A 14919-nucleotide genomic window follows, 5' to 3' on the forward strand; every position below is an offset into this window, starting at 1 on the left:
CGATGCAACGTCAAGCAGGCTTGAGGTCAAGGGGCGGCCGGCGCGACCCCGTCCTCCAGCTCCACCGGACCGCGGCCCCGCGCCAGCGCGTCCAGCGCGGCCCGCATCCGCAGCGCCATCGACGGGGACAGCCGCGGCACGGCCTCCTCCCACGACAGCAGGGACCAGGACAGCAGTTCGGTCTCCTGGAGGCGGATGGCCGCGAGCTGCTCCGCGCCCAGCACGCCTCCGTCGTACAGATACGACACCAGCGGCGGCCGGCCGGTGCCGCGCACCCAGTCGACGGCCAGCAGCGGGCCCGGCTCGATGTCCAGGCCGATCTCCTCGGCGGTCTCCCGCCGCGCGGCCTGGCGGGGCGATTCGCCCGCGTCGGACTCGACGGTGCCGCCGGGCAGGTTCCAGGTGTCGCGGTAGTTCGGCTCGACGTACAGCACCCGGTCGTCGGCGTCGCGGAAGATGACACCGGCGCCCGCGAGCACACGCGGAAGGCCGGCGATGTAGGTGGCGTAGTCCGTGGTCATGCGGCGAGCGTAGTGGGGCCGGAAGGGAGCCGGTTCCAGCAGGCCGGATCGTCCGCTCATCCGTCGTAGCGGTAGTACCGGGTCTGGTCGAGGAGGTCGGCGGGCGCCATCGTGTGCCAGGGGGCCAGCGGGGTGTGCAGGCCGGGTACGTCACGGGCGGGTTCCAGCGGGAGGTAGTGGGGGACGTGGGGGTGGCGGCGCTGCCAGTCGGCCCAGATCTTGTCGATGAAGCAGTGGTGGAGGAAGAACACCGGGTCGTTGGGGGAGCCGATGAAGTCCATGTGGCCGCCGACGAAAACGTGGGCGGAGCCGTGCAGTTTGCCCCAGTCCCGCTCCCAGGGGAACTTCGCATAGCCCTCCAAGTGGTTGCGGAAGCTGCGATGCGGAGGGACTTGACCGCTGAGGTGGTTCCACGGCGGGCAGTCGTAGACGGGCAGTGCGAGGGCCGCCTCCAACTGCCGCGCCGTCGAGAGGACGCCGGGTCGGCGCAGCGCGCGGGTGAGGAAGTCCCGGTCGTCCTGGGTGTAGTAGCCGTTGACCCACTCCACGTCGTTGCCGATGGGCCGCACGTTGACCCGCAGCCGCCAGCCGTTGCGCCGTGCGAACGGACCCGAGACCACCTGCCGGTCGCCGGACCGCCCGTCACCGCCCATGAAGTCCTCGGCCCACAGCGGCGATTCCCGGCCGCGGTCGCTCGTCCAGTCCCAGTACGGCAGGGTGACACCGGGGTCGATCGCCCGCAGCGCCTGCTCGAAGTACAGCAGGAACTGCCGGTGCCAGGGGAGCAGCGAAGGGGTCAGGTGCGCGGTGCGGCGCCCGTGGTCCCGGTGGATGTAGTCATGGGAGTTCACCCGGATGTGGACGGCGACCAGCGCGTCGTACACGCCGCTCCGCTTGGCCTCCAGGACGGCCCGCACGAAGCGGCGCTTCTCCCGCGCGGTCAGCGCCAGGTGGTTCTTGCGGACATACGGGCGGCCCGGGGGCACCGGACCGGACGGCACCACGGGCTCCGGCCACGACCGGAGCGGCGGGGCCGGCAGCAACTGCGCGCCGCGCAACCGCCGTACGGCGCGCCGCGCGGCCGCCAGCGGGGTCCGGTCGAACCCGTAGTGGCACAGCGGGGACAGGTAGGCGCCCTCTCCCATCCGCATCAGCTGGAGCTCGCGCCCGTCGATCGTCACCCGGGCGCGGCCGTGCTCGGCATCGACGCGGATCGTCCGGCCCTGATACCGCTCGGTGTACGGCCGCGGGCCACGCGAGTCGGTCGCCGCGGGCAGCAGCGCCGCGGTACCGGCCGCCGTAGCGCCCACGACCATGTCGCGTCGTCGCACCGGACCTCCCTCGCACCGGCTCTCCCCTGCCTCTTTCCGGAGCCTCACCCCGGCCGGGGACCCGGACGCCTCACCCAGGCCGAATGCACTCGAACAGATGACGCGGAGACTCCCTGCCGCTTCCGGCCGTGCGCCGTGCCTCCCCTACGCCCCCGTCGGCCCCTGCCCCGGCGGACCCGTGTCGTCGCCCGTCCGCTTGGCGTCCGCCGCCCGCCGCAGCCGCGGATGCCGGGTCGGCCCCTGCTCGGTGATCGTTTCGCCGACGATGGCGCGGACCGCGTGGCGCAGCCCGTGCATCGCGTGGTGCCGCGCCGGACCGGCGCCCGGGTCCTCGCGCAGCTCCTTCAGCAGCGCCCAGCACAGCGCCAGCATCACGAACACGAACGGCAGCGCGACCAGGATCGTCGCCGTCTGGAGCGAGCCGAGCCCGCCGGCCACCAGCAGCACCGCGGCGACCGCGGCCATCAGGATGCCCCAGGTGACCACCAGCCACGTTCGCGGGTGCAGCGCGCCCCGGCTGGTCAGCGAGCCCATCACCAGGGAGGCGGAGTCGGCGCTGGTGATGAAGTACGTCATCACCAGGATCATCGCCACCCAGGAGGACACGGTCCCGGCGGGCAGCGCGTCCAGCATCCCGAACAGCGACGCCTCGGCGTCCTCGGCGTTGCTCGCGAGGTCGGCCAGGCCGCTGGCGTCCAGCCGGATCGCGCTGCCGCCCATCACGCAGAACCAGACCATCGTCGCGCCGCTGGGCACCAGCAGAACACCGATCAGGAACTCGCGGACGGTGCGCCCGTGCGAGATGCGGGCGATGAACGTGCCGACGAACGGGGCCCAGGACAGCCACCACGCCCAGTAGAAGATCGTCCAGGTGCCGAGCCAGCTCGCGTCGGTGAAGGCGCCGGTCCGTGAGGCCATCGGCAGCAGATCGCTGAGGTAGCCGCCGAGGCTCGCCGGGATGCTGTCCAGCACGTACACCGTCGGACCGAGCACGAAGACGAACAGCATCAGCAGCGCGGCCAGCACGATGTTCAGCGTGGACAGCCACTTGACGCCCTTGTGGAGGCCGGAGAAGGCGGACGCCACGAAGGCGGCGGAGAGCGCGATGATGATGACCAGCTGCACGGTGGTGCTGTCCGCCGTGCCCGTGGTGAGGTGCAGTCCCTTGCTGACCTGGAGGGAGCCGAGGCCCAGGCTGGTGGCCGTGCCGAAGACGGTCGCGAAGACGGCCAGCAGGTCGATCAGGTGCCCCAGCCGGCCGCCGGCCCGCCGCTCGCCGATCAGCGGGACGAAGGCGGAGCTGAGCCGGTTGCTGCGGCCCTTGCGGAAGCCCGCGTACGCCAGGGCCAGGCCCACGATGCCGTAGATGGCCCAGGGCGTCAGGGTCCAGTGGAAGAACGAGTACTCCAGCGCGGTACGGGCCGCGGCGCCGGTGTGCGGCGCGACACCGCTGGAGGGCGGCGGGGTGACGTAGTGCTGCAGCGGTTCGCCCACGCCGTAGAACATCAGGCCGATTCCCATGCCGGCGCTGAACATCATCGCGACCCACGCGAGATTCCCGAATTCCGGCTCCGCGTCGTCCTTGCCGAGCCGGATGCGGCCGAAACGGCTGAAGGCGATGAGAACGCACAGGACGAGAAAGACATCGGCGGCCACCACGAACAGCCAGCCGAAATTGCCCAGCACCCAATTCAGGGCGGTATCGGTCACCGATTCGAAATTCTTTTTGCCCAGGGCCGCCCAGGCCACCACCGCGAGCACCGCGGCCGCTCCGACACCGACCAGGGCCGGATCGGGCGGCGGGTCGTGCTCCGCGCTGCCGGGCACGGAATCCGGTGTCGGTTCCTCGGACGTCTGCGCACTCATGGCGCCCCATTATGACCGGAAAAACAACGCTTCGCCGGGTTGGCGCGCCGTCCGGCGCCTCCGGTCCCTGTTCGCCGGGGCCCGTGCCGGATAAGGTCGCAGCGGCGCGACTGCCAGTTCGAAAGCAAGGGGAAACAGTGGCGGACGCAGCAAGGACACCGGCGGCAGACCGGGACCGGACACCGCGGGTGCTGGTCGCCGCGGACAAATTCAAGGGCTCGCTCACGGCCACCGAGGTCGCCCGGCATGTCACGGCCGGGCTGCGCCGGGCCGTCCCCGGCCTGGCGGTGGAGTCCGTCCCGGTCGCGGACGGCGGCGACGGCACGGTCGCGGCCGCCCTGGCGGCGGGCTTCGCACGGCACGAGGCACGCGTCACGGGCCCCACCGGCGACCCGGTCACGGCCACCTTCGCACTCCGCGAGGACGGTACGGCCGTGGTCGAGATGGCCGAGGCGTCCGGCCTCCAGCACCTCCCGAAGGGCCGCTTCGCGCCGCTCACGGCCACCACGTACGGCACCGGCGAGCTGCTGCGCGCGGTGCTGGACGCGGGCGCCACCACCATCGTCTTCGGTGTCGGCGGCAGCGCCACGACCGATGGCGGCGCGGGGATGCTCGCCGCTCTCGGCGCCCGCTTCCTGGACGCCGCGGGCGCGCCGCTCGCACCGGGCGGCGGGCCGCTGCGCGACCTGGCCACCGCCGACCTCTCGGGTCTGGACCCGCGGCTCGCCGGTACGGAGGTGGTCCTCGCCAGCGACGTCGACAACCCGCTGACCGGGCCCAAGGGCGCCCCCGCCGTCTACGGGCCGCAGAAGGGCGCGAGCGCGCGGGACGTCGAGGCGCTGGACGCGGCCCTGGCCCACTACGCCAAGGTCCTGGAGACCACGGTGGGGCCGCGCGCCGCCGAGTACGCCGCCGCACCCGGTGCGGGCGCGGCGGGCGGCATCGGCTACGGCGCCCTCGTCGGCCTGGGAGCCGTCTTCCGGCCGGGCATCGACGTCATGCTGGAGGTGCTGGGCTTCGGTCCGGCGCTGGCCCGCGCCACCTTCGTCGTCACCGGTGAGGGCTCGCTCGACGAGCAGACCCTGCACGGCAAGGCCCCGGCCGGCGTCGCGGCGGCGGCCCGCGCCGCGGGCCTGGAGGTGGCGGCGGTCTGCGGCCGCCTGGCCCTGCCCCCGGAGTCCCTGGGCCGGGCCGGCATCCGCCGCGCCTACCCGCTGACCGACCTGGAGCCGGACCCGGCCCGCTGCATGGCCGAGGCGGGCCCGCTCCTGGAGCGGGCCGCGGAAGCCCTGGGGCGGGACTTCCTGCTGTGAGGCGCTGACCACAGGCCCAAGGGGCGTGCCGCGGGGCCCGGCGGCCTTCCGGCGCGCCCCCTGCGCCTGCGTGCCCCCGGATACGACAGAAGGCCCCCACCGAGCTGATGCGCTCGGCGGGGGCCTTTCCGGTGCGTGGACCGGAAACCGCTACTGGATCTGCGCGCTGCGCGCCTCACGGCGGTTGTCGCGGAAGGTGTTGACCCGGCGGGCCGTCGCGAAGACGGGGATCATCGCGCCCAGGACGATCTGGAGGGCGCAGCCGGTCTGCAGGAGCATCTGGCCGCCGGGAGCGTCCAGCGCCCAGGCCGCCAGCATGCCCATGCTCAGCACGATCCAGCTGAGCATCGCCACCGCGAGCCGTCCCCGCGGCTTCGGGTACTCGACCCGGCTCACCATCAGCCAGGCCACCCCGACGATCGCCAGCAGCGTCGGCACGAAGGGCAGCTCCAGCAGGACGATCGCGACGACGGTCAGCGCGCCGAACGGGCTCGGCATCCCCTGGAAGATGCCGTCACGCAGCGTCACACAGGAGAACCGGGCCAGGCGCAGGATCACCGCCAGCAGTACCACCACCGCCGCGACCACCGAGACCCGCTGGTGCGAGTCCGGGGCGACCATGCCCCAGGTGACGACGAAGTACGCCGGCGCCAGCCCGAAGCTGATCAGGTCGGAGAGGTTGTCGAGCTCGGCCCCCATGGCCGAGGCCCGCAGCTTGCGTGCGACGAGCCCGTCGAACAGGTCGAAGATGGAGGCCAGCAGCATCAGGATCACCGCCATGGCGGCGCTGTGCCGCGCCATCCCGCCGTCCTCGGTGCCCGTCAGGTGCGGGATCAGGACGCCGGTGGTGGTGAAGTACACGGCCATGAAGCCGCAGATCGCGTTGCCGAGGGTGAGCGTGTCCGCTATTGACAACCGCGTCGACAGCGGCATGTCGTCGGCCGCGTCCTCCTCGTCGACCTCCGCGACCCAGCCGGGCTGTGTGTCGGGATCAATCACGGTCAAGGCGTGTCACCCCCGCGGTGGTGGCCTGGCCGACCTCGACCGCGGCCTCGACACCCGCCGGGAGGTAGACGTCGACGCGCGACCCGAAGCGGATCAGGCCGATGCGCTCGCCCTGCTCCACCTTCGAGCCCTGGGGCACGTAGGGGACGATGCGGCGGGCCACCGCGCCGGCGATCTGCACCATCTCGATGTCACCGAGCTCGGTGTCGAAGTGCCAGACCACCCGCTCGTTGTTCTCGCTCTCCTTGTTGAACGCCGGGACGTACCCGCCGGGGATGTGCTCCACGGACGTCACCGTGCCGGCCAGCGGCGCGCGGTTGACGTGGACGTTCAGCGGGCTCATGAAGATCGCGACGCGGGTGCGTCCGTCCTTCCACGGCATGATGCTCTGCACCACGCCGTCGGCCGGGGAGATGACCCGGCCCTGAGCGATCTCCCGCTCAGGGTCGCGGAAGAACCACAGCATGCCCGCCGCCAGTGCGGTGGCGGGCACGGCGGCGGCGGCCCAGCGTCCCGAGCGACGGGAACGGGCCAGGCTGACCGCTGCCGTCGCGACGGTCGGCAGAAGCCACGGCGACGCTCCGCGCGCGAGGCGGACACGACCGCGTTGTGCAGAGGATTGGCTGTGGGGCATGGATGACCTTCGTAGCGGAGGATGCCGCATATGCAATGGGGGACGGCGGCTTTCCCGGGATGGTATCGGTTGCGAGCGGCAACTGGCCAAGAGCCAGAGCCAATCCGTGGCCGAAGCACGATGACGGGGTGTGATCTTCGTCCTGAAGAAAACACCTCAAATCGGGCGTTCACCCCTGGATTCGGTACTCCTCCAGTAGCCGCCGACCGATGATCATTTTCTGGATCTCGGCGGTACCTTCACCGATGAGGAGCATCGGTGCCTCCCGGTAGAGGCGCTCGATCTCGTACTCCTTGGAGAAGCCGTAGCCACCGTGGATGCGGAACGCGTCCTCCACCACCTCCTTGCAGTACTCGGAGGCCAGGTACTTGGCCATGCCCGCCTCAAGGTCGTTTCGCTGCCCCGAGTCCTTTTTGCGTGCGGCGTTGACCATCATCGCATGGGCCGCTTCCACCTTTGTAGCCATTTCGGCAAGTTTGAACTGGATCGCCTGGTGCTGGGCAATCGGCTTGCCGAAGGTGTGCCGCTGCTGTGCGTACGAAACGCCCAGCTCGAAGGCGCGCTGCGCGACGCCGCAGCCCCGCGCGGCCACGTTCACCCGGCCGACCTCGACCCCGTCCATCATGTGATAGAAGCCACGCCCGGTCTCGCCGCCGAGGACCCGGCCGGCGGGGATGCGCAGCCCGTCCATGATCAGCTCGGTGGTGTCGACACCCTTGTAGCCCATCTTGTCGATCTTGCCGGGGATGGTCAGCCCCGGCCGGACCTCACCGAAGCCCGCCTCCTTCTCCACGAGGAAGGTGGTCATCGACTTGTGCGGCGCGGTGCCCTCCGGATGGCCCTCGTCCGTGCGGCACAGCACCGCGACGAGAGTTGACGAACCGCCGTTGGTCAGCCACATCTTCTGACCGGTCAGTACATAATCTCCGCCGTCCGCCACCCCCTTGGACGTGATGGCCGAGACGTCCGAGCCGAGCGCCGGCTCCGACATCGAGAAGGCGCCCCGGATGTCGCCGGCCGCCATCTTCGGCAGGAAATACTCCTTCTGCTCCTGCGTGCCGTGCTGCTTGAGCATGTACGCCACGATGAAGTGCGTGTTGATGATGCCCGACACGCTCATCCAGCCGCGGGCGATCTCCTCCACCGTCAACGCGTACGTCAGCAGCGACTCGCCGAGGCCCCCGTACTCCTCGGGAATCATCAGCCCGAAGACGCCGAGTTCCTTCAGGCCCTCGACTATCTGCGTCGGGTACTCGTCGCGGTGCTCCAGCTCGGTGGCGACCGGCAGAATCTCTTTGTCGACGAAGTCGCGGACGGTCGAGAGTATTTCCCGCTGGATGTCCGTCAGGCCCTCGGTCTGTGCGAGGCGTCCGCTCATCTCACTTCTCCTCACGGGCCGGTTCCCGCAGGTCGGGGCGGCCCGGCTGCTCGCCGCCGCGCTCCTTGACGTACGTGGCGGTGGGCACCATCACCTTGCGCCGGAAGACGCACACCAGGGTGCCGTCCTGCTTGTAGCCCTTGGTCTCCACGTACACGATCCCGCGGTCGCTCTTGGACTTCGACGGTGTCTTGTCGAGCACCGTCGTCTCGCCGTACAGCGTGTCCCCGTGAAAAGTGGGCGCCACGTGCTTCAGCGACTCGATTTCCAGATTCGCGATGGCCTTGCCCGACACATCCGGCACCGACATGCCCAGCAACAGCGAGTAGATGTAGTTGCCGACCACGACATTCCTGCCGAAGTCGGTGGTCCGCTCGGCATAGTTGCTGTCCATGTGCAGCGGATGGTGATTCATCGTGAGCAGACAGAAGAGGTGGTCGTCGTATTCCGTGACCGTCTTTCCCGGCCAGTGCTTGTAGACGTCCCCGACGGTGAATTCCTCATAGGTACGGCCGAACTGCATCGCGCTCACGCCTCCGGGGCTTCGAACTTCGAGGTACGGGTCATGCCGGCGGCGCGGCCCTTTCCGCTGACCACGAGCGCCATCTTGCGGCTGGCCTCGTCGATCATCTCGTCACCGAGCATCGCGGAGCCCTTCTTGCCGCCCGCCTCGGAGGTGTGCCACTCGTACGCGTCGAGGATCAGCTCGGCACGGTCGTAGTCCTCCTGCGACGGCGAGAACACCTCGTTGGCCGCCTCGACCTGACCGGGGTGCAGCACCCACTTGCCGTCGAAGCCCAGTGCCGCGGCGCGCCCGGCGACCTCCTTGTAGCCGTCCACGTTCTTGATCTGAAGGTAGGGGCCGTCGATCGCCTGGAGATCGTTGGCGCGGGCCGCCATCAGGATGCGCATCAGGATGTAGTGGTACGCGTCCGCGCCGTACCCGGGCGGCTGCTCGCCCACGACCAGCGTCTTCATGTTGATGGAGGCCATGAAGTCGGCCGGGCCGAAGATGATGGTCTCCAGGCGCGGCGACGCGGTGGCGATGGCGTCCACGTTCACCAGGCCCTTGGCGTTCTCGATCTGCGCCTCGATGCCGATCCGGCCCGCCTCGAAGCCCATCGTCGTCTCGATCTGGGTGAGCAGCAGGTCCAGCGCCACGATCTGCTGGGCGTCCTGCACCTTGGGCAGCATGATGCAGTCCAGGTTCTGCCCGGCGCCCTCGACGACGGTGATGACGTCCCGGTACGTCCAGTGCGTGGTCCAGTCGTTGACCCGCACGACGCGGGTCTTGCCGGACCAGTCGCCGTTGTTGAGCGCGTCCACGATGGTGTGCCGGGCGCCTTCCTTGGCCAGCGGCGCGCAGGCGTCCTCCAGGTCCAGGAAGACCTGATCGGCGGGGAGGCCCTGGGCCTTCTCCAGGAAGCGCGGGTTGCTGCCGGGGACGGCGAGGCAGGAACGGCGGGGGCGAAGGCGGTTGATGCCACTCATGCGGGGACCTCCAGGGGGTCGAGCTTGTTCGCGGTACGGATCTCGTCGACGATACGGCCGATGATCTCCGTGATACCGAAGTCTTTCGGAGTGAACACGGCCGCCACTCCGGCTTCCCGGAGGGCCGCCGCGTCGGCGTTGGGGATGATGCCGCCGACGATGACGGGGATGTCGGTGACGCCGCTGGCGCGCAGCCGCTCCAGTACGTCCGGCACCAGTTCGGCGTGCGACCCGGACAGGATCGACAGGCCCACGCAGTGCACGTCCTCGGCGACGGCCGCCGTGACGATCTGCTCGGGCGTCAGCCGGATGCCCTGGTAGACGACCTCGAAGCCGGCGTCCCTGGCCCGTACGGCGATCTGTTCCGCACCGTTGCTGTGGCCGTCCAGCCCCGGCTTGCCGACCAGCAGCCGCAGCCGCCCGGTACCCAGGTCGGCGGCGGTCCGCTCGGCCTTCGCGCGGACCGCGGCGAGCGGGGTGCCGGCCTCCGCCGTCACGGCGAGCGGCGCGCCCGAGACGCCGGTCGGCGCCCGGAACTCGCCGAACACGTCCCGCAGGGCCCAGGCCCACTCGCCGGTGGTCACGCCCGCGCGGGCGCATTCGAGGGTCGCGGCGAACAGGTTCGTGTCGCCCGCCGCGGCCTTCTTCAGCGCCGACAGGGAATCCTGCGCACGCGCCTCGTCGCGGTCGTCCCGCCACCGGTGCAGCGCGCGCACGACACCCGCCTCGTTGTCCGGGTCCACGGTCATGATGGCCGTGTCCAGGTCGGCGGTGAGCGGGTTCGGCTCGGTCGACTCGTAGCAGTTGACGCCGACGATCTTCTCCTCGCCCGCCTCGATCCGGGCCCGCCGCTCCGCGTGCGAGGAGACCAGCTGCGACTTCAGGTAGCCGGACTCGACGGCGGCCATCGCGCCGCCCATCTCCTCGATCCGGGCCATCTCCGCCAGGCACTCCTCGACCAGGGCCGCGACCTTGGCCTCGATGACGTGCGACCCGGCGAAGATGTCCTCGTACTCCAGCAGGTCCGACTCGTGGGCCAGCACCTGCTGGATGCGCAGCGACCACTGCTGGTCCCACGGCCGGGGCAGGCCCAGCGCCTCGTTCCAGGCCGGGAGCTGGACCGCGCGGGCGCGGGCGTCCTTGGAGAGGGTGACGGCCAGCATCTCCAGGACGATCCGCTGGACGTTGTTCTCCGGCTGCGCCTCGGTCAGGCCGAGGGAGTTGACCTGCACGCCGTAGCGGAAGCGGCGCTGCTTGGGGTTCTCCACGCCGTATCGCTCGCGGGTGACCTGCTCCCAGATGCGGCCGAAGGCGCGCATCTTGCACATCTCCTCGATGAACCGGACCCCGGCGTTGACGAAGAACGAGATCCGCGCGACCACGTCACCGAACTTCTCCGGCGGCACCTGCCCCGAGTCCCGTACGGCGTCCAGCACGGCGATCGCGGTGCTCATCGCGTACGCGATCTCCTGTACCGGCGTGGCGCCCGCCTCCTGCAGGTGGTAGCTGCAGATGTTGATCGGGTTCCACTTCGGGATGTGCGCCACCGTGTACGTGATCATGTCGGTGGTCAGCCGCAGGCTCGGGCCCGGCGGGAAGACGTGCGTCCCGCGCGAGAGGTACTCCTTGACGATGTCGTTCTGCGTCGTACCCGACAGCTTGGCGATGTCGGCGCCCTGCTCCTCGGCGACCACCTCGTACAGCGCCAGCAGCCACATGGCCGTGGCGTTGATCGTCATCGAGGTGTTCATCTGCTCCAGCGGGATGTCCTGGAACAGCCGGCGCATGTCGCCGAGGTGCGAGACGGGGACCCCGACCCGGCCGACCTCGCCGCGGGCGAGGACGTGGTCCGGGTCGTAACCGGTCTGCGTCGGCAGGTCGAAGGCGACCGACAGGCCCGTCTGGCCCTTGGCGAGGTTGCGCCGGTAGAGCGCGTTGGACGCCTCGGCGGTGGAGTGCCCTGCGTAGGTCCGCATCAGCCACGGACGATCCTTGTGACGTTCGGTCATGTTGGTCCGTACTCTCGGGGTCCGTCCGTCCGGATCAGACGTTCCGGAACCGGTTGATGGCGTCGATGTGCCGGGCGCGCTTCTCGTGGTCGCGCACACCCATGCCCTCCTCGGGCGCCAGCGCGAGCACGCCGACCTTGCCCTGGTGGAGGTTGCGGTGCACGTCGTACGCCGCCTGCCCGGTCTCCTCCAGCGGGTACGTCTTGGACAGCGTCGGGTGGATCTTGCCCTTGGCGATCAGGCGGTTGGCCTCCCACGCCTCGCGGTAGTTCGCGAAGTGCGAGCCGACGATGCGCTTCAGCGACATCCACAGATAGCGGTTGTCGTACTCGTGGGTGTAGCCGGAGGTGGAGGCGCAGGTGACGATCGTGCCGCCCTTGCGCGTGACGTAGACGCTCGCGCCGAACGTCTCGCGCCCCGGGTGCTCGAAGACGATGTCCACATCTTCCCCGCCGGTCAGCTCACGGATGCGCTTGCCGAACCGCTTCCACTCACGCTGGTCCTGGTGGTGTTCGTCCTTCCAGAACTTGTACCCCTCGGCGTTGCGGTCGATGATCGCCTCGGCGCCCATCTTCCGGCAGATCTCCGCCTTCTGGTCGCTGGAGACCACACAGATCGGGTTGGCGCCGCCGGCCAGCGCGAACTGCGTGGCGTAGGAGCCGAGTCCGCCGCTGGCGCCCCAGATCAGGACGTTGTCGCCCTGCTTCATCCCGGCGCCGTTGCGGGAGACCAGCTGGCGGTACGCGGTGGAGTTGACCAGTCCGGGCGCCGCCGCCTCCTCCCAGCTCAGGTGGTCCGGCTTGGGCATCAGCTGGTTGGACTTGACCAGCGCGATCTCGGCGAGACCGCCGAAGTTGGTCTCGAAGCCCCAGATGCGCTGCTCGGGGTCGAGCATCGTGTCGTTGTGCCCGTCGGCGGACTCCAGCTCGACGGACAGGCAGTGCGCGACGACCTCGTCGCCGGGCTTCCAGGAGTTCACTCCGGGGCCGGTGCGCAGCACGACGCCCGCCAGGTCGGAGCCGATGACGTGGTACGGGAGGTCGTGGCGCTTGGTGAGCGGCGACAGCTTGCCGTACCGCTCCAGGAAGGAGAACGTGGACACCGGCTCGAAGATCGAGGTCCAGACGCTGTTGTAGTTGACCGAGGAGGCCATCACGGCCACCAGGGCCTCACCGGGGCCCAGTTCGGGCACCGGCACCTCCTCGATGTGCAGCGACTTGCGGGGGTCCTTCTCCTTGGTGGTGAGGCCGTCGAACATGTCGGCCTCGTCCTTGTGCACGGTCACCGCGCGGTAGGAGTCGGGCAGGGGCAGAGCGGCGAAGTCTTCGCGGGTGCTCTCTGGCGCGAGGATCGCGTCAAGTATCTGGTTCACGGTGTGCCTCCGGCGAAGCCTGTCGAGGGAAACGGCTTGAGGGAACGTCGGGGGTGGTGCAGAGGCGCCGTCGGTTCGGCTGAGGGGTGTTCCGGCAGCGCTGGTGAGCGCGGTGAGAGTGCCTGTGACGCAGGCGTCCGGGCGGGCAGGCACGAGTGGCTTGCTGGGACAGCCGGCGTGCGATGGTTTCCCGCCTGCCGGCCGCCCGGACAACATCAAGGTATGACACCGCGTGCCAGTCGACAAGACACTGAGTGCCAACAATTTCTCTCAGATGTCACCTGAGGGGCACGCATGAGCGGTCTGGTATTAACCGGTAAAGGGTGAAATTTCATCTCTTAAAGGACGCGCGACGGGCACACGACGTACGCATATGGGGCGTCACGACAACACAGCCCCGGCACTGGGGTGGGTGGTACTCGCCACCCCGGTGCCAGGGCGTAAGAACCCGTCTTCGAACCTCTGTTGATCTCTCGCGCGCGCCACGAGGGAGGGTCTCGTACTCACAGGGCTCTTCGTGCGCAGACACTCATTACTGCCGCCGTAGCGATCGTCGCCACCCTGCTGGGTTCAGTCGTCAGCGGCCGGTTCCAGGAGCGCGCTGCGGAACGCGCGGTGCGCGCCACCCACGATGCGACCCTCCGCCGCGAACAGCTCAGGGCGGTCACGGATCTGGCTTGTACGGTCAGCACCCACCGCACGGCGATCTGGAAGCGGGGGGACGCCGTCCTCCAGCGTGCCGGCGACGAGCGGATCGATGAACTGCGCACCAGGGGACATGACACTCGCGCCCTGGTCGCCCACCCGCTGACCGCGCTGCGTGTCCTCATCGAGGATCAGGGCGTGCGCGCCGCCGCAGACCGCATGATCGCGCTGACGTACGAGATGCACGGTGCGTGGTCCAGCAGGGACGGACTGACTTCGGCACGCTTGGCCGCGGTGGCCGCTCATGATGCTTTCGTGGACATCGCTGGCCGCTACGTTCGCAGCCCGGTATAGGCGACGCTGCCAGCGAAGGGCCAAACCAGCAGGGCAGCATGATCAAGGGTTCAGAGATGGGTTCTACGCATCTTCCTCAGGACCGCTGCTTGAGCGCCTTCTCGATCGTGCGCATGACCTCGTCCAGCGGTGCGTCCGTACGGGCCACCGTCACCAGCACCTCGCCCTGCTTCGCCGCCCGCGCCGGGGGCTCCTGCTGGTTCCCGGCCTGGCCGCGGCCCGCGCCGATGCCCGTGCCGAAGGTGGCGCGGACGATCCCGAAGGCGTGGTCCAGCTGCGCCTCCACGTCCCCCTCGGCGCCCGCCCGCAGCCAGCGCCGCAGCACGTGGTTGTGCGCGGTGACCACCGCGGAGGCGGCCACCTCGGCCAGCAGCGGGTCGTCGTCGCCCTCGTGGTGGGCGCCCTCGTCGAAGTGGCCGAGGAGGTAGCGGGTGAAGAGCCGTTCGTAGCGGGCCACCGAGGCGATCTCGGCCTCGCGCAGGGTGGGGACCTCGCGGGTCAGCCGGTAGCGCGCCACGGAGACGGCGGGGGACGCCGCGTACATCCGCATGACTTCCTTGATGCCCCGGCAGACCGTGTCGAGCGGGTTCTCGTGCGGTGGCGCGGCGTCCAGGACGGCCTCGGCCCGTACGAGGGTGTCGTCGTGGTCCGGGAAGATCGCTTCTTCCTTGGAGCGGAAGTGGCGGAAGAACGTGCGCCGGGCGACGCCGGCCGCGGCCGCGATCTCATCGACCGTCGTCGCCTCGTACCCCTTGGCAGCGAACAGTTCCATCGCGGCGGCCGCCAGTTCGCGGCGCATCTTCAGGCGTTGGGCGGCGGCCCTTCGGGTGCCGGGAGTGGTGGCTTCGGGTCCGTCGGACGGCTGCGTACGGGCGGGCTGGGACATGTGGGGACGGTACTGCATATTCCCGCGGCCTGCGGCATCAGCCGCCGCACGGCCCCCGTCCCGCGGGCGCGGGCCGCCGGAGGGTTCCAGCAGCCCGCCCCATCCGCCGCCCGT

General features: G+C 70.0%; 13 protein-coding genes. 2 read left to right on the forward strand and 11 right to left on the reverse strand.

What is annotated here, in order from left to right; translation table 11 throughout:
* Positions 1 to 26: 26 nt before the first annotated feature.
* The 3 genes from ACZ53K_RS17955 to ACZ53K_RS17965 form a co-directional block, all read right to left on the reverse strand.
* Positions 27 to 521 carry an NUDIX domain-containing protein gene (locus ACZ53K_RS17955; RefSeq protein WP_468837124.1) on the reverse strand — a complete coding sequence of 165 codons (495 nt, stop codon included), beginning with the start codon at positions 519 to 521 and terminating at the stop codon, positions 27 to 29.
* A 56-nt stretch (positions 522 to 577) separates the two neighbouring features.
* Positions 578 to 1852, reverse strand: a complete 1275-nt coding sequence (locus ACZ53K_RS17960) for a tyrosinase family oxidase copper chaperone (protein WP_468837127.1) — start codon at positions 1850 to 1852, stop codon at positions 578 to 580.
* Positions 1853 to 1996: 144 nt separating this feature from the next.
* Complete coding sequence (locus ACZ53K_RS17965) at positions 1997 to 3718, reverse strand: BCCT family transporter (RefSeq protein ID WP_468837130.1); 1722 nt, start codon at positions 3716 to 3718, stop codon at positions 1997 to 1999.
* 188 nt (positions 3719 to 3906) lie between these two features.
* Between ACZ53K_RS17965 and ACZ53K_RS17970 the strand changes: the two genes are divergently transcribed.
* Positions 3907 to 5031: a glycerate kinase gene (locus tag ACZ53K_RS17970; RefSeq protein ID WP_468837493.1), complete on the forward strand. Its 1125-nt coding sequence runs from the start codon at positions 3907 to 3909 to the stop codon at positions 5029 to 5031.
* Between the two features lie 150 nt (positions 5032 to 5181).
* On the opposite strand, the gene pssA is transcribed toward ACZ53K_RS17970, so the two are convergent.
* From pssA to ccrA, 7 genes are all read right to left on the reverse strand, one after another.
* The gene (pssA, locus tag ACZ53K_RS17975; protein ID WP_468837132.1) at positions 5182 to 6036 is read right to left on the reverse strand and encodes a CDP-diacylglycerol--serine O-phosphatidyltransferase; all 855 of its coding nucleotides are present in this window, start codon (positions 6034 to 6036) and stop codon (positions 5182 to 5184) included.
* Complete coding sequence (locus tag ACZ53K_RS17980) at positions 6023 to 6670, reverse strand: phosphatidylserine decarboxylase (protein WP_030020415.1); 648 nt, start codon at positions 6668 to 6670, stop codon at positions 6023 to 6025. Before ACZ53K_RS17980 ends, pssA begins: the two co-directional genes overlap by 14 nt.
* Positions 6671 to 6839: 169 nt before the next feature.
* Positions 6840 to 8048: an acyl-CoA dehydrogenase family protein gene (locus tag ACZ53K_RS17985; protein ID WP_468837135.1), complete on the reverse strand. Its 1209-nt coding sequence runs from the start codon at positions 8046 to 8048 to the stop codon at positions 6840 to 6842.
* Between the two features lies 1 nt (position 8049).
* The gene (locus ACZ53K_RS17990; protein WP_468837495.1) at positions 8050 to 8571 is read right to left on the reverse strand and encodes a MaoC family dehydratase; all 522 of its coding nucleotides are present in this window, start codon (positions 8569 to 8571) and stop codon (positions 8050 to 8052) included.
* 5 nt (positions 8572 to 8576) lie between these two features.
* Positions 8577 to 9539 (reverse strand): HpcH/HpaI aldolase/citrate lyase family protein, encoded by a 963-nt coding sequence (locus ACZ53K_RS17995; protein WP_406525452.1) that lies wholly within the window; start codon positions 9537 to 9539, stop codon positions 8577 to 8579.
* Positions 9536 to 11647 carry a protein meaA gene (locus tag ACZ53K_RS18000; RefSeq protein WP_468837138.1) on the reverse strand — a complete coding sequence of 704 codons (2112 nt, stop codon included), beginning with the start codon at positions 11645 to 11647 and terminating at the stop codon, positions 9536 to 9538. The genes ACZ53K_RS17995 and ACZ53K_RS18000 overlap by 4 nt, the downstream gene beginning before the upstream one ends.
* Entirely contained in the window at positions 11583 to 12920 is a 1338-nt protein-coding gene (gene ccrA, locus ACZ53K_RS18005) for a crotonyl-CoA carboxylase/reductase (protein WP_468837140.1), read from the reverse strand. Before ccrA ends, ACZ53K_RS18000 begins: the two co-directional genes overlap by 65 nt.
* A gap of 615 nt (positions 12921 to 13535) precedes the next feature.
* Here ccrA and ACZ53K_RS18010 point away from each other — a divergent pair.
* Positions 13536 to 13919 carry a hypothetical protein gene (locus tag ACZ53K_RS18010; protein ID WP_468837143.1) on the forward strand — a complete coding sequence of 128 codons (384 nt, stop codon included), beginning with the start codon at positions 13536 to 13538 and terminating at the stop codon, positions 13917 to 13919.
* Between the two features lie 76 nt (positions 13920 to 13995).
* Here ACZ53K_RS18010 and ACZ53K_RS18015 read toward each other — a convergent pair whose 3' ends face one another.
* Positions 13996 to 14805, reverse strand: a complete 810-nt coding sequence (locus ACZ53K_RS18015) for a TetR family transcriptional regulator (protein ID WP_468837145.1) — start codon at positions 14803 to 14805, stop codon at positions 13996 to 13998.
* Between the last annotated feature and the right edge of the window lie 114 nt (positions 14806 to 14919).

The sequence above is a fragment of the Streptomyces sp. NPDC033221 genome (genome assembly GCF_055577005.1).